We start from the raw sequence: 20,148 nt of genomic DNA on the forward strand, positions 1-20,148 counted from the left end.
GAGGAGAGACGATCGTGTGGCGTGGCGAACAGCCGCTCGTGCTCGCGTCCAAGAGCGCGACCCGATTGACCCTTCTCGTGCATGCGGGCGTGCCTGTGGAAACCGTGGCCGCCGATGTGGACGAGCGCGCCCTTCAGGAGGCGGCCGGTGACACGGACCCGGCCGGCATTGCCCTTCTGCTCGCGCGGGCCAAGGCGCTGTCGGGATCGAAGGCCGCGCCGGGACGCCTGGTGCTTGGCGCCGACCAGACCTTGGCGCTGGGGCCGAAGATCTACCACAAGCCGGCCTCGGTGGAGGCTGCCCGCAACCAGCTGTTCGAGCTCGCGGGCCAGACGCACGCGCTCCATTCCGCCGTTGCGGTGGCGAGCGACGGCGTGGTGCTGTTCGACACGGTGGTGAGCGCTTTCCTTACCATGCGCCCGCTGACCGAAGAGACGCTGGCGTCCTATCTCGCCGCCGCCGGTCCCCGTGTGCTGACATCGGTCGGCGCCTATCAGCTGGAATCGGTGGGGGTGCATCTCTTCACCCGCGTGGATGGAGACCACTTCACCATTCTCGGCCTGCCGCTGCTGCAGCTTCTACCCTTCTTCCGCGAGCAGGGGCTGCTGCCATGACGGTTCGGGCCTGTGTCACCGGCCAGCCCGTCACCTATTCCCGCTCGCCGCTGCTGCACGGCTATTGGCTGAAGGCCTATGGCATCGACGGCGCTTACGAGCGCGAGGAGGTGCCGCCGGAGACGGCGGCGGACTTCTACCGGAGCCTTGCCGCGCGCGGCTATGCCGGCTGCAACGTCACGCTGCCCAACAAGGAGATCGCCTTCTCCGTTCTCGACGAGGCGGACGAGAGCGCCGCCGCCTTGGGTGCGGCCAATACCCTCTGGCTGGAGGGAGGAAAGCTCCACGGGGCGAGCACCGACGGATATGGCTTCATCGCCAATCTCGACGCCTCCGCTCCCGGCTGGGACGGCGCGCGCAACTGCGCTCTGGTGATCGGCGCCGGCGGTGCCTCGCGCGCGGTGGTTCATGCGCTGGTCGGCCGAGGCTTCGACCGGGTGGTGCTCGCCAATCGCACGCTGGAGCGCGCCGAGACGGTGGCATCCCTCTTCGGGCCGCGCGTGCGCCCGCTCGCCTTCGACCGCATCGCCGAGGTGATGGGCGAGGTGGATATCCTCGTGAACTGTACCTCGCTGGGCATGAAGGGATCGGACCCGCTGACGCTCGATCTTGGCCGGCTGCGCCCCGAGGCGGTGGTCAGCGACATTGTCTATGTGCCGCTCATGACACCTTTGCTCAAAGCTGCGTCCGCCGCCGGCTTCCGCACGGTCGATGGGCTGGGCATGCTGCTGCACCAGGGCGTGCCCGGCTTTCGCCGCTGGTTTGGCGTGACGCCCGAAGTGACGCCGGAGCTGCGGGCGGTTCTGGTGGAAGACCTTCGCGCCAAGGGGCAGCTGGAGGCCTGAAAGATGTGGGTGCTCGGCCTTACCGGCTCCATCGGCATGGGCAAGTCGGCCACCGCGCGGATGTTCCGGGCGCTGGGCGTGCCGGTGCATGATGCCGATGCTTCGGTCCACGCGCTCTATCGGGGTGCGGCGGTGGCACCGGTCGAGGCGGCTTTTCCCGGCGTGGCCCGTGACGGTGTCATTGATCGTGCGGCGCTGGGCGCCTGGGTGCTCGGTGACGCGGAGGCAATGAAGCGGCTGGAGGTCATTGTCCATCCTTTGGTGCGTGAAGCCGAGACGGCCTTTCTCACCAAGGCGCGGGAGAGCGGAGCGCGTCTCGCTGTTCTGGACATTCCGCTCCTGTTCGAGACGGGCGGAGACAGACGGGTGGACGCCGTAGCTGTGGTCAGCGCGTCGAAAGCTGTGCAACGCGAGCGCGTGCTCGCCCGCGCGGGCATGACGGACGAGAAATTCGCGACCATTCTCGCCAAGCAGATGCCGGACGGCGAGAAGCGCCATCGTGCCCATTTCGTCATCGATACCGGGCGCGGGTTTGCCGCTGCCGAGTATCAGGTGGCCGGCATCGTGCGCGCTTTGTCGGGGCCGGGTCGGCGGAAGGGGTGAGGGGAAGCCATGCGCGAGATCGTGCTCGACACCGAGACCACGGGCCTCGAAGCCTATGGCGGCGATCGGCTGGTGGAAATCGGCTGCGTCGAGATGGTCAATCGCATCCTCACCGGCAACGTCTTCCACGTCTATATCAACCCCCAGCGGGACATGCCGCAGGAGGCGTTCAACGTTCACGGCCTGTCGGCGGAATTTCTGTCCGACAAGCCAATCTTCTCGCAGGTTGCTGATGAATTCCTGGAGTTCATCCAGGAAGATACTTTGGTCATCCACAACGCTGCGTTCGACATCGGCTTCCTGAATGCCGAGCTGGAGCGCCTCGGCCGCCCGTCCATCGCCCGCGACCGGGTGGTGGACACGCTGGCGCTGGCCCGTCGCAAGCATCCCGGCGGCGGCAATCGTCTCGACGACCTGATGAACCGCTACGGCATCGATTCGTCGCGTCGGGTGAAGCATGGCGCGCTTCTCGATGCCGAGCTTTTGGCCGAGGTCTATAGCGAACTGCTTGGCGGCCGGCAGGCGACCCTCATCGGCCTCGTGGAGGAAAGCACCGAGGCGCCGCGCCTTGTGGTCGAGGCGCGCGCGGCGCATCCCCGCCCCGTTCCCCTGCCCGCGCGAATCAGTTCGTCCGAATCGGAAGCTCATGCCGCCTTCGTCGCGGCACTGGGTGAGAAGGCGATCTGGCTGAAGTATGCCGACGCGCCCGCAGCGGAGAGCACGGCGAGCTGAGTCGGTGACGTCTGCAGCCAGAAATGATTTTTACAACCGAATTTCAATCAAAAGTTGATCGATTGGGAAGGTCTCTGGCGGCAAAATCGTCCTCGGTCCAGCTCATTGGTCATCCGGTTTTCCCCACCCGCTGGTGACTCTCCCAAGCGATTTTAGAGGGTGGGGTCTCCCGGTGGCGCCTCGCAATGGGGCTTTCAGCCCAAAATCGCCGCCACTGCGACCTTTACCCTGTCCGGCTCGGTCACGGGCAGTGAACAGCGCTCTCCGACGCACACGAAGGCCGCTCCCTCCTCCCGGGCGGACGCGATCCGGGCTGCGGTGACGCTCCCGACGGGAGCCGCCACGCCTTCGGCGCGCACCACGACCCGGAGCGGGAACGGGACCTTGAGCGCAGCCTGGGCCAGCGCCTCCCCTTTCGCACCGGTGGTGACGATCTCGGCGAGGCCGAGACGCGTGGCGATGGCGTTCAGGGTGGCGCCATGGGCGAGCACGTTGCGCGCCGCCGCGCCCGACAGGCCGGTGAGAATGCGGTCCGCGCGCATGCGCAGACTGTCATCGCCAGTCAGGGCCGCAAGCCGGATGAGGGCATCGGCGGCGACCGCATTGTAGTTCGGCACTGCCTCGTCATGGGTCGCGGAGGGCCGAACGATGAGGCTGTCCCCGTCGTCCGCGGTGAGGAAGTAGGTTCCCGTCGCGGGGTCCAGATGGTGCTGTTCCAGCGCATCGAGGAACCCGGCCGCCAGCCGGAAGGGCGCCTTGTCCCCCGTCGCCTCGGCCAGCGCGATGCCGGCGCGGGCCATGGCCGCGAGGTCGGAGGCAAGGCCCGGCGTCACCATCTTGTCCCCGCACCAGGAGTGCGCGAGCCGCCCGTCCCTCACCATATGCGCCGTCACCGCGCCGAAGGCCGTGCGTGCGAGACCGACCCATTCCTCCTCGCTCAGGAAGGCACCGGCGCGGGCGAGCGCGGCGATCATCAGCCCGTTCCAGTCGGCCAGCACCTTGTCGTCCCGCCCCGGCCGCACCCGCCCCGCCCGGCGCGCGAGCAGCTTTTCCCGCAGGGGCACGAGCCGCGCCTCGTCCTCGGGGGAAATCACGCCGGCATCGGTGCGGTTGAGGATGTTTCCTTCCTCCCAGTTGCCGGCCTTCGTCACGTCGTAGATGCGAGCGAAGAACGCTGCATCCTCAGCCCCCAGCACTTCCTCGATCTCCGCCAGCGACCAGACGTAGAAGCGCCCCTCGTGCCCCTCCGAATCGGCATCGAGGCTCGCCGTGAAGGCGCCGGAGCGGGCCAGCATCTCTCGTTTCAGCCAGCCCACCGTCTCGCGGGCGCGCCGGAGGAACAGGGTGTCGCCGGTGTCGGCATAGGCGAGCGCCAGTAGCTCCAGCAGCAGCGCGTTGTCGTAAAGCATCTTCTCGAAGTGCGGGACGAACCAGATCTCGTCCACCGAATAGCGGGCGAAGCCGCCGCCGAGATGATCGTAGATGCCGCCCTCGCACATGCGGTTCAGCGTGAGCGCGACCAGCGCCTTCATGGCATCGTCGCGATTGCGGGTGCCGGCGCGCCAGAGGAGTTCGAGCAGGCCCGACTGGGGGAATTTCGGAGCACCCTTCAGGCCGCCATGCACGGGATCGATCAAGGGCACAAGGCGCCGGGCGGCATCGTCGAGATCGTCGATGCCGATGGCGACGCCTTCCGTCGGCTGGGCGGCTTTCTTCAGCCGGGCGAGGATCGCCTGCGTGTTCTTCTCCACCTTCTCCGGGCTCTCGGAGAACACGGAAGAGACCTGCTGCAGAACCTCGGTGAAGCCGGGCCGGCCATAGCTCGCCTTGGGGGGAAAATAGGTGCCGCCCCAGAATGGCCGGCCTTCGGGATCGAGGAACATGGTGAGCGGCCACCCTCCGCTCTGCCCGAGTTGCTGGAGCGCGGACATGTAGATCTGGTCCACGTCCGGCCGCTCCTCCCGGTCCACCTTGATGTTCACGAACAGCGCGTTCATCAGCGCCGCGATCTCGGGATTCTCGAAGCTCTCGTGGGCCATCACATGGCACCAGTGGCAGGCCGCATAGCCGACCGAAAGGAGGATGGGCTTGCCGGTGGCGCGCGCCTCGGCGAACGCCGCCGCCCCCCATGGCCACCAATGCACCGGATTGTCCTTGTGCTGGAGCAGATAGGGGCTCGTCTCGCGGGACAGGCGATTGAGGCTCATGTCGGAAATCCTTCGGCTCTGGCCGGCTTTGAAGGCAACGTGATCGCAGGATAAAGGTTCGGGCGAAGAAACGGGGTGCGGGGCGTCTGGTCCAGGACGCCGTGCAAATCCGCAGCCATCTGCCTGGAGGATCAGGCCATGTCCGGTGAAACCGCCAGCGATACCATCTTCGCCTTGTCTTCGGGCCGACTGCCTGCCGGCGTCGCCGTGCTCCGCCTTTCGGGGTCGGAGGCCGGCGCTGCGGCGCTGGCGCTCTCAGGCACCCTGCCCCCGCCGCGTGTGGCCCGCTATTCAGCCCTTCATCATCCCGCGACGGGCGAGGAGCTGGATCGCGGACTGGTGCTCTTCTTCCCCGGCCCGGCGAGCGCCACGGGGGAGGATGTGGTGGAGCTGCATCTTCATGGCGGGCGCGCGGTGGTGGCGGCGGTGCTGCGCGCCCTCGGCTCGCTTCCGGGCCTTCGCCCGGCCGAGGCCGGCGAATTCACCCGGCGGGCCCATGCCAACGGGAAGCTGGACCTCGCGGAGGTGGAGGGCCTAGCCGATCTCATCGCTGCCGAGACTGAGGCCCAGCGCCGGCAGGCCATGGCGCTCGCCTCCGGCACTCTCTCCCGCCGCGTGACGGGTTGGCGGGAGGGCCTGGTCTCCGCCCTCGCCCTTCTGGAAGCGGGCATCGATTTTTCCGACGAAGCGGATGTGGCGGAGGATATGGTCCGACCGGCGCTGGACCTCATCGGCGGCCTCCATCGCGAATTGCTTGCGGCGCTGGCGGATGCGGCGCGTGGCGAGCGGGTGAGGGATGGACTTGTGGTGGCCATCGCCGGCCCGCCCAATGCGGGAAAATCGTCCCTGCTGAATCGCCTCGCCGGGCGGGATGCCGCCATCGTCTCCCCCATCGCCGGCACGACGCGCGACGTTCTGGAAGTGCATCTGGAACTCGCGGGCCAGGCGGTGACACTGCTCGACACGGCCGGCCTGCGCGAGACGGCCGACGCCGTGGAAGCAGAGGGCGTGCGCCGGGCGCTCGCGCGTGCCGAGGTCGCGGACGCGGTGCTCTGGCTCAGCGACGAGGGGACTTCGCCGCCCGCCGCCTTCGCCACCGCCATATGCGTGCGGACGAAGATCGACCAGGGTGGGACCGTACCCCAGGGCTTCATCGGCCTCTCCACCGTCACCGGAGACGGGGTCGAGGATATTGTCGCGGCCATCGCGGCGCGGGCCGAGGCGCTGTGCGGCCGAGAGCCGGCACTGGTGACGCGGGAGCGCCAGCGGCTCGCTCTGGAAGATGCTGCCCGCCATCTGGAGCGGGCCATGCGCGCGCATGGCGGACATGAGGAGCTGCGAGCCGAGGATGTCCGCCTCGCGGTGCGGGCGCTCGACCAGACCATCGGCCGGGTGGATGTGGAGGACGTGCTCGATCGCCTCTTCAGCACCTTCTGCATCGGCAAATAGACGCCGGGCCGGCGTGTTTCACGTGAAACATTCCGCCCAGCCTTGACGGCGCCCAATAAGGGGCGTTTCCAGAGGGGCAATATCCCTCTGTCCCGGACCACCATGAACGGAACGCCCCACCCGCTCGCCTTCGATGTCGTCGTCGTGGGCGGCGGACATGCCGGATGCGAAGCCGCCGCCGCCGCGGCGCGGGTCGGCGCGCGCACTGCGCTCGTCACCCACGCGCAGGCCACCATCGGCGCCATGTCCTGCAACCCCGCCATCGGCGGTCTGGGCAAGGGCCATCTGGTGCGCGAGATCGATGCGCTGGACGGATTGATGGGCCGGGTCGCGGACCAGGGTGGCATCCAGTTTCGCGTTCTCAATCGCCGCAAGGGCCCGGCCGTGCGCGGGCCTCGCGCGCAGGCGGACCGCAAGCTCTATGCCCGCGCCATGCAGCAGGCTCTGGCCGAACAGCCGGGGCTGGACGTGGTGGAAGGCGAGGCCGACGACCTTCTCGTGAAGGATGGCCGCGTGGCGGGGCTGCGCCTCGCCGACGGGCGGGAGCTCGCCTGCGGCGCGGTGGTGCTCACCACGGGCACCTTCCTCAATGGCTTGATCCATCTCGGCGAGGATAGCTACCCCGCCGGGCGCATGGGCGAAAAGCCGGCGCTCGGCCTCTCCCCTGCCCTCTCGCGTCTCGGCTTCGCGCTCGGCCGCCTCAAGACCGGCACGCCGGCGCGGCTCGATGGCCGGACCATCGATTGGGCGAGCCTTGAGATGCAGGCCGGCGACGATCCGCCCGAGCCCTTCTCCGCGCTCACTACCAGGCTGCCCAACCCCCAGGTGGAATGCGGCATCACCCGCACCACCGACGCGACCCACGAGCTGATCCGGCAGAACCTCTCCCGTTCCGCCATGTATTCCGGGCGCATCGGCAGTACCGGGCCGCGTTACTGCCCGTCCATCGAGGACAAGATTGTCCGCTTCGGTGATCGCGACGGCCACCAGATCTTCCTGGAGCCGGAGGGGCTGGACGATCCCACCGTCTATCCTAATGGCCTGTCCACCTCCCTGCCGGCCGATGTGCAGATCGCGTTCCTGCGCACCATTCCCGGTTTGGAGCAGGTGGCGGTGCTGCGGCCGGGCTATGCCATCGAGTACGACCATGTGGACCCGCGCGAGCTTGCGCCGACGCTGGAGACGAAGCGCGTGGCGGGCCTCTTCCTCGCCGGCCAGATCAACGGGACCACGGGGTATGAGGAGGCTGCGGCGCAGGGCCTGCTCGCGGGGCTTAATGCGGCCCGCCGCGCGGGCGGGTCGGACGGCGTCGTGCTCGACCGGGCCGAGGCCTATCTCGGCGTGATGGTGGACGACCTCGTGACACGCGGTGTCAGCGAGCCCTATCGCATGTTCACCTCCCGCGCCGAATATCGGCTGACCCTGCGGGCCGACAATGCCGACCAGCGCCTGACCATCCGCGGTGCTGCGCTTGGTCTGGTCGGTGCCGAGCGACTGGCGCATTTCAACGCGCGCACGCACACGCTGGAGGCGGGGCGCGCCCTCACCCGCAGCCTTTCCCTCACGCCGACAGAGGGGGCGCGACACGGCCTTGCCTTGAACCGCGACGGTCAGCGCCGCAGCGCCTTCGACCTTCTCGCTTACCCCGACATCGACATGGCGCGGCTCGCGATGATCTGGCCGGAACTCTCCGCGCTGTCGCCGACAATCGCCGAGCAGGTCGAGATCGACGCCAAGTACGCGGTCTATCTGGAGCGGCAGGCTGCGGACATCCACACGCTGCGGAAGGACGAGGCGCTCGCGCTGCCGGAGGAGCTGTCCTATGCCGATCTGCCCGGGCTCTCGAACGAGCTGAAGCAGAAACTGGAGCGGGTGCGCCCCCGCACCGTGGGACAGGCGGGGCGCATGGAGGGAATGACTCCGGCCGCGCTCGCGCTCATCGCCACCCATGCGCGTCGGGCGGGCGGACGCTCCGCATGATCGGTTCGTTCGGGCTGTGGATCACGGGGATGGAGGCTCGCCGATGAAGGGGGCTGGCGCGGGAGGCGACGACGCGGCGCGCGCAACGGTCGAGGGGCTGGTTTCACGTGAAACATTCCGCCGCCTCGACCTCATCGCCGAGCTGCTGCGCAAGTGGCAGAAGACCATCAATCTCGTTGCCCCTGCGACCGTGCCGGAGGTGTGGAGCCGGCACATCGCTGATTCGTTGCAATTGATTAACCATGTTCCGGCGGACGTCGCGCGGTGGGTGGATCTGGGGTCCGGCGGCGGATTCCCCGGTCTCGTGATTGCCGCCGTTCTGGCGGAGCGGCCGGGCGCTGATGTCCATCTGGTGGAGAGCGACACCCGCAAGTCCGCCTTCCTGCGCGAGGCGGCGCGGGTGGCAGAGCTGCCGGTGCGGGTCCACGCCCAGCGAATCGAGCAGATTGCGCAGGCACTTGCGCCGGGAACGCAGGTGGTGTCCGCGCGAGCGCTGGCGCCCCTGCCCAAGCTTCTGGAGCTGGCGGAGCCGTTCCTCTCCGCCGGTGCGCTCGGGGTGTTTCCCAAGGGCCGCGACGCCGAACGCGAATTGACCGAAGCCCGTAAAGGCTGGACACTCGATTGCGATCTTCGCGCCAGCGTCAGCGACCGAGAGGCGCGGGTTCTTCTCGTGAGGAGCGCAAGGCGCAGCAGCAAATAGCCACCCCGCCCGGAAGGCGCGCCCCGTCGGGCCGACGCCGCCGGGTGGACGTTCTCATCCGTGGGGTCACGCCCCGCGGAACCAGATCCAAGGGGACCACGGGCCATGAGCCAGGCTGATTATTCCTCGGGAGCCGATCTTTCCCTGCCAGCCGGCGCGCCGCGCGTGCTGGCTCTCGCCAACCAGAAGGGCGGCGTGGGCAAGACCACGACAGCGATCAATCTCGGCACCGCGCTGGCGGCCATCGGCGAGACCGTGCTGGTGGTAGACCTCGACCCCCAGGGCAACGCCTCCACGGGCCTCGGCATCGATCGCCGCTCCCGCAACGTCTCCACCTATGACGTGCTGGTGGGTGAAGCCACCATGCGCGAGACGGTGATGCCGACCGGGGTTCCGCAGCTCTATGTGGCGCCCTCCACCCTTGATCTGTCCGGGCTGGAGCTCGAGATCGCCGCCGAACGCGATCGCGCCTATCGCCTGCGGGACGCACTCCGGGCGCTCGCGGCCGATCCCGAGGCGCCGCGCTTTTCCTATGTGCTGGTGGACTGCCCCCCGTCCCTTTCGCTCCTCACCGTCAACGCCATGGCGGCGGCGGACGCGATCGTGGTGCCGTTGCAGTGCGAGTTCTTCGCGCTGGAAGGCCTCTCCCAGCTGATGAAGACGGTGGAGCAGGTGCGCGTGGGGCTGAACCCCAGCCTCACCATCCATGGCATCGTGCTGACCATGTATGACGGGCGCAACAACCTGTCGGAGCAGGTGGTGCAGGACGTGCGGCAGTTCATGGGTGACAAGGTCTATGAGACCATCATTCCCCGGAACGTGCGCGTCTCGGAAGCGCCCTCCTACGGCAAGCCGGTTCTGCTATACGATCTCAAGTGCTTGGGGTCACAGGCTTATTTGCGGCTCGCGTCGGAGGTGATCCAGCGCGAACGGGCGGCACGGGCAGCGGCAGCGGCCTGAGGGAAGACCAGAGGGACCGGACGAAGATGGCGGATGAACAGCGCTCCCGGCTCGGGCGGGGGCTTGCCGCGCTGATCGGCGAGATGGGGGAGCCGCAGGCGGCACCGACGCGCAGCTCGGGCACGCGTGGCGGCCCGCGCCGCGTGCCCATCGAGCAGGTGAAGGCGAACCCGCGCAACCCGCGCCGCGCCTTCCTGGAGGAAGGGCTGGAGGATCTCACCGCCTCCATCCGCGAGAAGGGCATCATCCAGCCCATTGTGGTGCGGCCGCTGAAGGGATCGGACGCCTTCGAGATCGTCGCCGGCGAACGCCGCTGGCGGGCCGCCCAGCGGGCGAGCCTGCACGAGGTGCCGGTGGTGGTGCTGGACCTCAGCGATCGCGAGGCGCTCGAGATCGCGATCATCGAGAACGTCCAGCGCGCCGACCTCAATCCAGTGGAAGAGGCGCAGGGCTACGAAGCCTTGATGGATGAGTTCGAATACAACCAGAACGAGCTTTCCAAGGTCATCGGCAAGAGCCGCAGCCACATCGCCAACACGCTGCGGCTGCTGAAGCTGCCGGAAGCCGTGAAGGGGCATCTTGCGGAGGGGCGGCTCAGTGCCGGCCATGCGCGGGCCCTCCTCGCCGTTTCCGATCCCGAGAAGGTGGCCCGAGAGGTCATCGCCAAGGGCCTGACGGTGCGGGATGTGGAGGCCCTGTCCAAGGCGAAGACGCCCCCTGCACCGGTCACGGGGCGCAGTTCGCCCGCCCCTGCCCCCGAGCGCAAGAGCGCGGACACCCGCGCGCTGGAGAAGCGGCTGGCCGATGCCCTGGGGTTGGCCGTCAGCCTTGAGGGCAAGGGCGAAGCGGGTGAGCTGCGCATCCGCTATGCGAGCCTCGACCAGCTCGATGAGATCTGCCGCAAGCTCGGACTGGATTGACGTTTACAGGATTGGACAAAGAAAAAGGCCGGGCATCTGCCCGGCCTTGTTTCGTTGAGATCCCGGCCGCGTCTTCTTGTGAGGACGCGGCCAAATCTGAAAAAATCAGGCAGCAGCCTTGCGACGGGTGGTCTTCTTCGCAGGGGCGACGGGCGCCTTCTTGCGGGTCTGGCCGAGGCCCATGTTCTTGGCGAGTTCGGAGCGGGCCGCAGCATAGGCCGGGGCGACCATGGGATAATCCTTCGGCAGGCCCCACTTCTCGCGGTAAGCTTCGGGGGTCATGCCGTAGCTGGTGCGCAGGTGCCGCTTCAGAGACTTGAACTTCTTCCCGTCTTCCAGGCAGATGATGTATTCCGGCGTCACCGACTTCTTCAGCGGGACGGCCGGCTTCTGCTCTTCCACCTGCGGCGCGGCCGGGGTGCCGAGCTGGCCGAGGGCGCGATAGACGGACTCGATGAGACCGGGAAGCTCGGTGGCCGCGACGCTGTTGTTGCTCACATACGCGGCGACGATGTCCGCAGTGAAGTCGATGAAGCTCGGCGACGGAGTATTGGACGCGGAGTCGCTCACGGGAGTCCCTTTCTGTTCTTCGCTATGGCGCGCGGACAATGCGGGAAGCGGCTGGAATGCGACCGGTTCAGGATGAGCCTCGGACACATGCTCCGCCGGGGCTGACGCCGCATCGGCTGACTAAGTTTCACGGTTAATCTATAGCACCTCGTCTTATAAATACAATCGGGTCCCAAAAGTTCTTCAAAAACCAGCAATAGAGCGGGTTTGCGGCTGTCGAGGAGGCGCCGTGGCGCGTTCATCGCGACGAGATGATCCTTGGCAGATCAGCGAATCGATGGGCCGACAGATGAAAACAACGGACCCTGGAAGTGTTCCCGGCTCGCCGGCGCTCAAGGCCGTGCGTCCATAGCCGGGGAGATACTAGGGGGAGGTCGCCACGCCGTGTTCTTCTACGGCGTCCGCGACAAGTACATGCGTCGATTTGTACAACTATCGGCTGCGATGGAGGCCGAGGTTTCCCCCACGTCGGCCCCCTGCCCCGACTGCTTTGGCGAAACGAACCGCGGTCTTGAGCTTGTCGCTAGCGTCGGGCCCGACGTCCTGCCGTTTACGCTGGCGCGGCGGGGCGAACCGCGTTAGGTGGGGCGGGTCCGCTCCGGCCAAGGGGCGGCTTCAGGTCTGCGGTTCGGCACGGTTCTCCGGAGCGGCGCCGAACGCCCCAGGGTCTCCCGCGAGGCGGGGACGAGGATGCCATGCCACGCGCCGTCGCCGGCCCCGAGATCGAGCGTCTGATCCAGCTTCTGTCCCGGCTGCCCGGCCTCGGCCCGCGTTCGGCGCGCCGGGTGGCGCTGCATCTCATCAAGAAGCGCGAGGCGCTGATGGCGCCGCTGGCTACCGCCCTGGGCGACGCGATCAGCAAGATCGTGACCTGCCACACCTGCGGGAATGTGGACGTGACCGACCCCTGCACGGTCTGCACCGATCCCACACGGGACGCGCGCATGCTGGTGGTGGTGGCTGACGTGGGCGACCTCTGGGCGCTGGAGCGTGCCGGCGTCCTCAATGCCCGTTATCATGTGCTGGGAGGCGTGCTGTCGCCGCTGGACGGGGTGGGGCCGGACGACCTCAACATCGCGAGCCTTGTCACCCGCGTGCACGATCAGGACGTCACGGAAGTCATCCTGGCACTGGGCGCCACGGTGGACGGGCAGACGACCGCCCATTACCTGACCGATGTGCTGCGCGACACCGGAGCTCGTGTCACGCGCCTTGCCCAGGGTGTGCCCGTGGGCGGCGAACTCGATTATCTCGACGAGGGAACACTCTCCGCCGCCATCCGCGCACGCACGCAGATGTGATCGGCGGGCGGGCAGTCGTCCCCAGCTTTCACTGCAGCATCCGCTCGAAATTGATGACGAAGAGCTTCGGGTCGGGGCGCTTGTTCACCTGGATGTTCGACAGGGACACCTGCGTGTCATAGCCCTGCGGGTCGGTAACGACCCACTGCTTGAGGGCCGAGGTCTTGGCATCGAACAGGATCAGAAGCCGGTAGGTGCCGAACATGGGCACGGTCTCCTGCATCACCACCGTCACGAAGCGGTCGTCCTGGAAGATGCCCGTCACATGCGGCTCAGCCCCAAGGTCGATGCGCTCCGCGAGCAGGAAGCGCAGCGGCGTCTGTGACAAAGGCGTGATGTCCTGCGTATTCAGGTTCCGATCACGGACCGCCACCGACTGGCCGTTGGAAATCAGCTCCACCGGGCTCGGCGCATCGTATTCGAAGCGCACGCGGCCGGGCTTCTGCATGTAGAAGTCGCCCGTGCGCTTGGAGCCGTCGGGGTCGATCTGGGTAAAGGTGCCGGTCATCGACTGCACCGAATTGAAGTAGTTGGTGATGCGGTCCACCGTCGCCTTCGGCGCGCGGCCGTCCGCCGGCTGGGCCACGGCCGGGGCGGCCTGGCCGGGCTTCTGGCCCTGTATGCGCAGGAGGTCGGCGGGGGGCTGCACCGTTTGCGCGACGGCCGGGCCGGCCGCAGCCAATCCCAGCGCCAGCAGCAGACCGGCGGCGCCCACGCGGCGCGCCTTCGCCGACGGGACGAGGGTCTCGCGCTGGGCGCTGCGGGCAAGGCGGGTGGCGGCGGAGCGGATGAGCATCATGAGCATCTCTGGCGCGGGGCGTGTCGCTGGCAGGAAGGTCATTCCCGACGCTCCGATCCCACCCCGCGCGGGCTGATCGGATGGACAGGGGTCTAATACGCAACTTGCGGCCGGGCTATGGCGAACCTGTGGCCTTGCCGATGCCCGGGGAAACCGCCCAGCGCCGCTTCTGTTCCGGTTGGGCCGAAGCTTCAACCGGAACCGGGAACCGCTCAGGCGGGAAAACGACGCGGCACGCTCATTCGGCTGCCTGCTCGGGCAGCAGGATCTCGCGCTTGCCGGCGTGGTTGGGCGAGCCGACGAGGCCCTCGTTCTCCATGCGCTCGACCAGCGAAGCGGCGCGATTATAGCCGATCTGGAGCCGGCGCTGGATATAGGAGGTGGAGCATTTGCGGTCGCGCATCACCACCGCCACCGCCTGGGAATAGAGGTCCATGCCCTCGTCTCCCATGCCGCCCTTGTCGAACACGGCGCCGTCGCCGTCCTCGTCCTCCGCATCCTCGGCAGTCACCGCCTCCACATAAGCGGGGGCGCCCTGGGCCTTGAGGTGCTTCACCACGCTCTCCACCTCCTCGTCGGAGACGAAGGGGCCGTGGACGCGGCTGATGCGGCCGCCGCCGGCCATGTAGAGCATGTCGCCCTGGCCCAGCAGCTGTTCCGCGCCCATCTCGCCAAGGATGGTGCGGCTGTCGATCTTCGAGGTCACCTGGAAGGAGATGCGGGTGGGGAAGTTCGCCTTGATGGTACCGGTGATGACGTCCACGGAGGGGCGCTGCGTCGCCATCACCAGATGGATGCCGGCGGCGCGGGCCATCTGGGCGAGGCGCTGGATGGCGCCCTCGATGTCCTTGCCGGCGACGAGCATCAGGTCGGCCATCTCGTCGACGATGACGACGATGTAGGGCAGGGGCTCGAGGTTCATCTCCTCGCGCTCGTAGATGGCTTCGCCGGTCTCGTGGTCGAAGCCGGTCTGCACCGTGCGGGCGATGGATTCGCCCTTCTCGCTGGCGTCCCTCACCCGGGCGTTGAAGCCGTCGATGTTGCGCACGCCGAGCTTCGACATCTTCTTGTAGCGGTCTTCCATCTCCTTCACCGCCCACTTCAGCGCCACCACCGCTTTCTTCGGATCGGTGACGACGGGGGCAAGAAGATGGGGGATGCCGTCATAGACGGAGAGCTCCAGCATCTTGGGATCGACCATGATGAGCCGGCACTGTTCCGGCTTCAGCCGGTAGAGCAGGGACAGGATCATGGTATTGATGGCCACCGACTTGCCCGAGCCGGTGGTGCCGGCCACGAGCAGATGCGGCATGCGGGCGAGGTCGACGATCACCGGATCGCCGCCGATGGTCTTGCCCAGTGCGATGGCGAGCTTGTGCCCGGTGTCGCCGAAATCCTTGGTGGCGATCAGCTCGCGCAGCAGCACCTTTTCGCGCTTCTGGTTCGGCAGCTCGATGCCAATGGCATTGCGGCCCGGCACCACGGCGACGCGGGCGGAGATGGCGCTCATGGAGCGGGCGATGTCGTCGGCGAGGCCGATGACGCGGGACGACTTGATGCCGGGCGCCGGCTCCAGCTCGTAAAGAGTCACCACCGGACCGGGGCGCATCTGGCCGATCTCGCCGCGCACGCCGAAATCCTGCAGGGTCGTCTCCAGCTCGCGCGCGGTCTCGGACAGCGCCTCCGGGCTCATGGCGGGGGCCTTGGCGGGGGGGGCGGGCGTCAGCAGGTCGAGCGAGGGGTGCTGGTAGCCGGCGCGGCGGCCACCGCGCCGAGCCGCGCGGCGGCGGGCGGCGGGGCTCTCGGTGGCAGCATCCAGCGGGGCATCGGGAACGTCGTGGGGCGCGGGGGCGCCGGCACCCTCCAGACGCGGCTCCTGACGCTCGCCTGCCCCTTCCGCCCGGCCGGCCGACGGGGTAGGGGCGGGAACGGCGCGGCGGGTGAGCCCGGCACCGGAGAGGCGCGCCTTCCAGGAGAGGAAGGTGTGGGTGAGGGCGCCGAGGGAAACGGCGGTGCCGTCGTCCTCCTCGTCCTCGTCGCCCACCTCGCCCGGCAGCTCGGAGGCGGGGGCGAGCTTCAGGGGCGTGCGCCGGCCGCCGCTCAAGGCGAAGAACAGGCCTGCGGCCCCGATCGCGAGGCCGGCGGCGCCGATCAGCATGGAATCAAGGGCGGCAAGCGCGCCGCCGCGCATCACGCCGAAAGCGCGGGGAAAGAGATCGCCCAAGGCGCCGCCGAGGCCGGTGAGGCCCGGCCAGTGGTCCGGTTGCGGAATGGCGCCGAGGAACGCGGTGGTGCCCAGCACCCCGATGAGCCAGCAGGTGGTGCGCAGGCGTTCGCGCGCGAACGGGCGGTGGGTGACGAGCCGCCAGCCGGCATAGAGCGGCGGCAGCAGCACGGCCAGCGCTGCGAGCCCGAACAGCTGGATTAGCAGATCGGCGATGATCGCGCCGGGCCGTCCCAAGAGGTTCGTGACCGGCGCATGCGTGGCGTTGGACAGGCTCGGGTCGGCCGCGGACCAGGTGCCGAGCGCGACGAAGGAGATCAGCGTCGCGAGGATCAGTCCGGTCCCGACGATCTCCCGCCCGCGACGGCGCACCACCAGCCGGATGCTCTCCGGGATCAGTTCGAGCCGGGGCATATGGTGGTGGGGCGCGTCCATCCGGCTGTTGATGACGGCATCGGCGGAGGCGGCTGCCTTCGGGCGTCGGCGGGCCATGGGCATCGGCGCGGCTCCCTTCAGAGGGCAGCGACGAGGCGCTTCAGCACCTCCTCGCAGGTGGGCAGATCCTGGACCAGCGCGACGCGCAGGAATCCGGCGGAGGGGTTGGTGCCGGTGAGGTCGCGGCGGGCGAGATAGCCCCCCGGCACCGTGCGCAGGCCCTGCTCGCGCCACAGCTTCACCGCCGCCGCCTCGCCGCCCGTGAGGTGGTCGTCGGCAAGGTGGGACACGTCGAGCCAGAGGAAGAAGCCGCCGCCGGGCCGCTCATAGCCGAAGCGGCCGGCAAGCATCCGGTCGGCGAGGTCGAACTTCGCGGCATAGAGGTCACGGGAGCGGGTGACGTGGGCCTCGTCCTCCAGCGCCGCCACGGCCACCGCCTGCAAGGGTTCCGGCACCTGTGGCGCGGCCACCCAGCGGAAGGCGAGGAAGTCCTTCAGGAAGGCCGGATCGCCGGCACAGAAGCCGCAGCGCAGGCCGGGCAGGGACGAGCGCTTGGAGAGGGAATTGAACGCCACGACGCGGGTGAGGTCGGTGCCAGCCACTTCGAGAATGCCGGCCGGCTTTTCCGAGCCGAGATAGATTTCCGAATAGCACTCGTCCGAGAACAGGAACGCACCATTGCGCCGCGCCAGCTCCAGCGCCTTGCCGAGATAGTCGGCGGACGCGATGGCGCCCTGCGGATTGGCGGGGGAGGCGATGTAGATGGCCACCGTCCGCTTCAGCAGGTCCGAATCGAGCGCGTCGAGGTCCGGCAGCCAGCCGCTTTCCTTCGTGGTCGGCATCACGACCGCCTCGCAGCCGGCGGCCTCCGCACCCGCGGCATAAGCGGCGTAGAAGGGATTGGGCAGCAGCGTGGCCGGCTTGCCGTTGGCGCCCTTCGCCGGATCGGTGAGGCGTTGCGCGACGATGGCGGCGGAGAACAGGCCCTCGCGGGAGCCGTTCAGCGCCAGCACTTCGCGGTCGGCATCCAAGGGCTTCGCCAGCTTGTAGCGCTGCGCCAGCCAACGGGCGGCGGCGGCGCGGAAGGTGGGCGTGCCTTCGGCGCGGGGGTAGCGGCCGAAGCCTGAGAGATTGCTGGTGAGAACCGGGCCGACGAAATCCGGCATGGCGTGCTGCGGCTCGCCCACGGCGGCGCTCAGCGGCTGTCGCCCCGGCTCGATCCCCGCGAGGAGGTCAGCCAGCCGGATGAAGGGCGAGCGGCGGTCTTCCGGGGGAGCGGCAAGGGGAGCGGCAGGTGCGGGTGGCACGGCTTTGCGGTCTTTTCTGGCGGCTTTCGTCATCCGCCCCAGAATGGGACCAGCCGGTTAAGGTGTGGCTAACTTAACCCGGCGATCCGTCAGACTTCGCGCCTGGAGCACGCGCCGATCCGATTGCCTCGCAATCAGATCGGATCACGCGTTCTCTATTTGGAGTAAGAGGGCGATTCACCGAGCGGATTGCGAGGCAATCGGATCGGATCGCGCTCCAGCACCTCGCGCGCCTGCTGCGCATCGGCCCTGATCTGCGCGACGAGCGCGTCGATGCCGTCGAATTTCAGCTCGGGCCGGATATAGGCGTGGAATTCCACCTCGATGGACTGGCCATAGAGATCGCCGGAAAAGTCGAACAGGTGCACTTCCAGCAGAGCCCGGCCATTGTCGAAGGTGGGACGCCGGCCATAATTGGCCACCCCGTCAAACCGGCCGGCGGGCGTCATGGCGCGCACCGCATAGATGCCGAAGGCCAGCTCCAGATCCTGCGGCAAGGCGAGGTTGGCGGTGGGAAAGCCGATGGTGCGGCCGCGCTTGTCGCCGTGGATCACCTCCGCCGTCACCGCGAAGGGGCGGCCCAGCATGTGGGCGGCATGGCCCACCTGCCCCGAAGCCAGCGCCCGGCGCACGGCGGTGGAGGAAATCGCGTCGTTCTCATCGCGCATGGGCTCGACCACGGTCACCGCGAAGCCGTGCCGCTCGCCCGCCTCCTTGAGGAAGGCGGGAGACCCGGCGCGCTGGCGGCCGAAATGGAAATCGAAGCCGACCGCCACGCCGGCCACGCCGTAGCGACCGACCAGAACCTCGCGCACGAAGTCCTCGGCCTCCATGGCCGCAAGGGCGGCGTCGAAATCGAGCACGATGGCGCCCTGAAGTCCGCTCTCGGCGATGCGGCGCAGTTTCTCGGCCGCCGGAGTCAAGCGGAAAGGGGCGGTGGCGGGATTGAAGAAGGTGCGCGGGTGCGGCTCGAAGGTGAGCGCCAGCGCCGGCCCTCCCGCTTCGGCCGCCATGGTCCGCGCCGCGGCGAACACCGCCTGATGGCCGCGATGCACGCCGTCGAAATTGCCGATGGCGATGACGGGGCGCTTGAGCGCCGGCGGCAGGGGCTCGGGGCCGTGGACGAGCACGAAGTCAGGAGGAAGGGACACGGTCATCGGCGGGCGCAAGCCTTGCCTTGGTGTTCGGCGGGACGCCCGGAACCTCGATGGCACCGGGACAGGATATTCGGCCTTTGAGATCGGTCAAACCGCGGGCAAATTCAAGGAACCGAATGTCGCCCGGTCGCCGCTACCAGGCGAGACGGGGCATGACGCCGCGCGGATGGGCGTGGCCGGTGAAGAGGTCGGCGAGGGATTCGGTATCGGGAACGGCACCGTCGATGGACTTCAGCTCCTGCGCATGGATGCCGCCGGAGATGAACAGGCTGTCGAAGCCCGCATCGTTGGCGCCGGCGATGTCGGTGCGCAGCGCATCGCCGATGCCGAGCACGCGGGCGTGCTCCACCGCCTCGCCGCGGATCACCTCGGCGCGGGCGAAGGCGGTGTCGTAGATGGGCCGGTAGGGCTTGCCGCACCAATAGGCCTTGCCGCCGATCTGCTCATAGGCCTGGGCGATGGCTCCGGCGCAGAAGATCAGCTTGTCGCCGCGCTCCACCACGAGGTCGGGATTTGCGCAGATGAAGGGCAGCTCGCGCGCCTTCATGGTGGCGAGGGCGTCGGCGTAATCCTCCGGCGTCTCCACATCGTCGTCGAGAAGGCCGGTGCAGACCACGAGGTCCGCGTCCGCGAGGCCGGTGAGGGTGAGGTCCAGACCGTCGAACGTGCCCACGTCCCGCGCGGGGCCGAGGTGGTAGACGCGGGCGCCCGGCCGCGCCTCCAGCATGTCGCGCGTCACGTCGCCCGAGGTGACGACGGCGTCATAGGCGGTGCGCGGCACGCCGAGGCCGTCCAGCATGCCCATGATGAAGCGGTTGGGACGCGGCGCGTTGGAGACCAGCACCACCGTGGCGCCGCCCGCCCGTACCTTCGTCAGCGCCTCGCAGGCGGCGGGGAAGGCGGCGACGCCGTTGTGCAGCACGCCCCAGACGTCGCAGAGGATCAGGTCGTAGTCGCCCGCGAATACGGAGAGGCCTTCCACCAGCGGCGGGGCGTGCAGGGGCGTGCGGGTGCCGGTCTCGGCCATCGATCTCTCCATTGTGCAGCGCACAAGTGCCACGGAAGGCCTTGAATCACAAGGCCGGCCGCCGGCTCCGGGCGGATTGCGGGGCGGCGGACGAAGCCGGGGCGGGGGTCAGGGATGCCCCTTGCCGGGATGGCCTCCGGGATGTCCGCCGGGATGTCCGCCCATGTGGCTTCCCGCATCATGGGGGTGTCCGCCGCCGTGGGGGTTGCCATGGGGGTTGCCATGGGGGTTGCCGTGCGGATGGCCGCCGCCCTTGGGTGGCTCCTTCTGCGCCATCGGCGTGGTGGACTGCGTGCGGGCCTGGATGCCCGGCAGCGC

At 68.5% G+C, this 20,148-nt stretch carries 17 protein-coding genes and 1 pseudogene; 10 read left to right on the plus strand and 8 right to left on the minus strand.

Features of this window, described 5'->3' with window-relative positions:
* Positions 1-14: 14 nt before the first annotated feature.
* The 4 genes from XAN126_RS0125785 to dnaQ are packed head-to-tail and all read left to right on the plus strand — an operon-like array spanning position 15 to position 2,794.
* Entirely contained in the window at positions 15-614 is a 600-nt protein-coding gene (locus tag XAN126_RS0125785) for a Maf family protein (RefSeq protein WP_024281431.1), read from the plus strand.
* The gene (locus XAN126_RS0125790; RefSeq protein WP_024281432.1) at positions 611-1,459 is read left to right on the plus strand and encodes a shikimate dehydrogenase; all 849 of its coding nucleotides are present in this window, start codon (positions 611-613) and stop codon (positions 1,457-1,459) included. The genes XAN126_RS0125785 and XAN126_RS0125790 overlap by 4 nt, the downstream gene beginning before the upstream one ends.
* 3 nt (positions 1,460-1,462) lie before the next feature.
* Positions 1,463-2,062: a dephospho-CoA kinase gene (coaE, locus tag XAN126_RS0125795; RefSeq protein WP_024281433.1), complete on the plus strand. Its 600-nt coding sequence runs from the start codon at positions 1,463-1,465 to the stop codon at positions 2,060-2,062.
* A 9-nt stretch (positions 2,063-2,071) separates the two neighbouring features.
* The gene (gene dnaQ / locus XAN126_RS0125800; RefSeq protein WP_024281434.1) at positions 2,072-2,794 is read left to right on the plus strand and encodes a DNA polymerase III subunit epsilon; all 723 of its coding nucleotides are present in this window, start codon (positions 2,072-2,074) and stop codon (positions 2,792-2,794) included.
* A gap of 194 nt (positions 2,795-2,988) precedes the next feature.
* On the opposite strand, the gene XAN126_RS0125805 is transcribed toward dnaQ, so the two are convergent.
* The gene (locus tag XAN126_RS0125805; protein ID WP_024281435.1) at positions 2,989-5,001 is read right to left on the minus strand and encodes a thioredoxin domain-containing protein; all 2,013 of its coding nucleotides are present in this window, start codon (positions 4,999-5,001) and stop codon (positions 2,989-2,991) included.
* A gap of 138 nt (positions 5,002-5,139) precedes the next feature.
* Between XAN126_RS0125805 and mnmE the strand changes: the two genes are divergently transcribed.
* The 5 genes from mnmE (at position 5,140) to XAN126_RS0125830 (ending at position 11,010) form a co-directional block, all read left to right on the plus strand.
* Positions 5,140-6,450, plus strand: a complete 1,311-nt coding sequence (gene mnmE, locus XAN126_RS0125810; protein ID WP_024281436.1) for a tRNA uridine-5-carboxymethylaminomethyl(34) synthesis GTPase MnmE — start codon at positions 5,140-5,142, stop codon at positions 6,448-6,450.
* Positions 6,451-6,552: 102 nt separating this feature from the next.
* Positions 6,553-8,430 carry a tRNA uridine-5-carboxymethylaminomethyl(34) synthesis enzyme MnmG gene (gene mnmG / locus XAN126_RS0125815; protein WP_024281437.1) on the plus strand — a complete coding sequence of 626 codons (1,878 nt, stop codon included), beginning with the start codon at positions 6,553-6,555 and terminating at the stop codon, positions 8,428-8,430.
* 43 nt (positions 8,431-8,473) lie between these two features.
* Complete coding sequence (rsmG, locus tag XAN126_RS0125820; protein ID WP_024281438.1) at positions 8,474-9,130, plus strand: 16S rRNA (guanine(527)-N(7))-methyltransferase RsmG; 657 nt, start codon at positions 8,474-8,476, stop codon at positions 9,128-9,130.
* Between the two features lie 105 nt (positions 9,131-9,235).
* Entirely contained in the window at positions 9,236-10,090 is an 855-nt protein-coding gene (locus XAN126_RS0125825) for a ParA family protein (protein WP_024281439.1), read from the plus strand.
* A 26-nt stretch (positions 10,091-10,116) separates the two neighbouring features.
* The gene (locus XAN126_RS0125830) at positions 10,117-11,010 is read left to right on the plus strand and encodes a ParB/RepB/Spo0J family partition protein (RefSeq protein ID WP_024281440.1); all 894 of its coding nucleotides are present in this window, start codon (positions 10,117-10,119) and stop codon (positions 11,008-11,010) included.
* Positions 11,011-11,115: 105 nt separating this feature from the next.
* On the opposite strand, the gene XAN126_RS0125835 is transcribed toward XAN126_RS0125830, so the two are convergent.
* Positions 11,116-11,580: a MucR family transcriptional regulator gene (locus XAN126_RS0125835; protein ID WP_024281441.1), complete on the minus strand. Its 465-nt coding sequence runs from the start codon at positions 11,578-11,580 to the stop codon at positions 11,116-11,118.
* A gap of 695 nt (positions 11,581-12,275) precedes the next feature.
* On the opposite strand from XAN126_RS0125835, the gene recR reads away from it, so the two are divergent.
* Positions 12,276-12,881, plus strand: a complete 606-nt coding sequence (recR, locus tag XAN126_RS0125840) for a recombination mediator RecR (RefSeq protein WP_024281442.1) — start codon at positions 12,276-12,278, stop codon at positions 12,879-12,881.
* A gap of 28 nt (positions 12,882-12,909) precedes the next feature.
* Here the strand turns inward: recR and XAN126_RS0125845 are convergent, their stop codons facing one another.
* The 6 genes and pseudogenes from XAN126_RS0125845 to XAN126_RS28835 form a co-directional block, all read right to left on the minus strand.
* Positions 12,910-13,722, minus strand: coding sequence for an outer-membrane lipoprotein carrier protein LolA (locus XAN126_RS0125845; protein ID WP_245272340.1), 813 nt, complete (start codon positions 13,720-13,722; stop codon positions 12,910-12,912).
* 196 nt (positions 13,723-13,918) lie between these two features.
* Entirely contained in the window at positions 13,919-16,339 is a 2,421-nt protein-coding gene (locus XAN126_RS0125850; RefSeq protein WP_024281444.1) for a DNA translocase FtsK, read from the minus strand.
* A gap of 77 nt (positions 16,340-16,416) precedes the next feature.
* Positions 16,417-17,646, minus strand: coding sequence for an aminotransferase class I/II-fold pyridoxal phosphate-dependent enzyme (locus tag XAN126_RS0125855; RefSeq protein ID WP_024281445.1), 1,230 nt, complete (start codon positions 17,644-17,646; stop codon positions 16,417-16,419).
* Positions 17,647-17,801: 155 nt separating this feature from the next.
* Entirely contained in the window at positions 17,802-18,803 is a 1,002-nt protein-coding gene (locus tag XAN126_RS0125860; protein WP_024281446.1) for a bifunctional riboflavin kinase/FAD synthetase, read from the minus strand.
* A 133-nt stretch (positions 18,804-18,936) separates the two neighbouring features.
* Positions 18,937-19,830, minus strand: a complete 894-nt coding sequence (locus XAN126_RS0125865) for a TIGR01459 family HAD-type hydrolase (RefSeq protein WP_024281447.1) — start codon at positions 19,828-19,830, stop codon at positions 18,937-18,939.
* A gap of 108 nt (positions 19,831-19,938) precedes the next feature.
* A pseudogene (locus XAN126_RS28835) lies at positions 19,939-20,148 on the minus strand (hypothetical protein); the annotation flags it as partial.

The sequence above is a fragment of the Xanthobacter sp. 126 genome (assembly GCF_000526175.1).
Classification (GTDB): Bacteria; Pseudomonadota; Alphaproteobacteria; order Rhizobiales; family Xanthobacteraceae; genus Xanthobacter; species Xanthobacter aminoxidans.

Coding starts and splice junctions, on each gene's coding strand:
- XAN126_RS0125790 (WP_024281432.1), top strand. CDS start 611: ATGACGGTTCGGGCCTGTGTCACCGGCCAGCCCGTCACCTATTCCCGC.
- rsmG (WP_024281438.1), top strand. CDS start 8,474: ATGAAGGGGGCTGGCGCGGGAGGCGACGACGCGGCGCGCGCAACGGTC.
- mnmG (WP_024281437.1), top strand. CDS start 6,553: ATGAACGGAACGCCCCACCCGCTCGCCTTCGATGTCGTCGTCGTGGGC.
- XAN126_RS0125845 (WP_245272340.1), bottom strand. CDS start 13,722: ATGACCTTCCTGCCAGCGACACGCCCCGCGCCAGAGATGCTCATGATG.
- coaE (WP_024281433.1), top strand. CDS start 1,463: ATGTGGGTGCTCGGCCTTACCGGCTCCATCGGCATGGGCAAGTCGGCC.
- XAN126_RS0125805 (WP_024281435.1), bottom strand. CDS start 5,001: ATGAGCCTCAATCGCCTGTCCCGCGAGACGAGCCCCTATCTGCTCCAG.
- XAN126_RS0125850 (WP_024281444.1), bottom strand. CDS start 16,339: ATGGACGCGCCCCACCACCATATGCCCCGGCTCGAACTGATCCCGGAG.
- recR (WP_024281442.1), top strand. CDS start 12,276: ATGCCACGCGCCGTCGCCGGCCCCGAGATCGAGCGTCTGATCCAGCTT.
- dnaQ (WP_024281434.1), top strand. CDS start 2,072: ATGCGCGAGATCGTGCTCGACACCGAGACCACGGGCCTCGAAGCCTAT.
- mnmE (WP_024281436.1), top strand. CDS start 5,140: ATGTCCGGTGAAACCGCCAGCGATACCATCTTCGCCTTGTCTTCGGGC.
- XAN126_RS0125865 (WP_024281447.1), bottom strand. CDS start 19,830: ATGGCCGAGACCGGCACCCGCACGCCCCTGCACGCCCCGCCGCTGGTG.
- XAN126_RS0125860 (WP_024281446.1), bottom strand. CDS start 18,803: ATGACCGTGTCCCTTCCTCCTGACTTCGTGCTCGTCCACGGCCCCGAG.
- XAN126_RS0125825 (WP_024281439.1), top strand. CDS start 9,236: ATGAGCCAGGCTGATTATTCCTCGGGAGCCGATCTTTCCCTGCCAGCC.
- XAN126_RS0125830 (WP_024281440.1), top strand. CDS start 10,117: ATGGCGGATGAACAGCGCTCCCGGCTCGGGCGGGGGCTTGCCGCGCTG.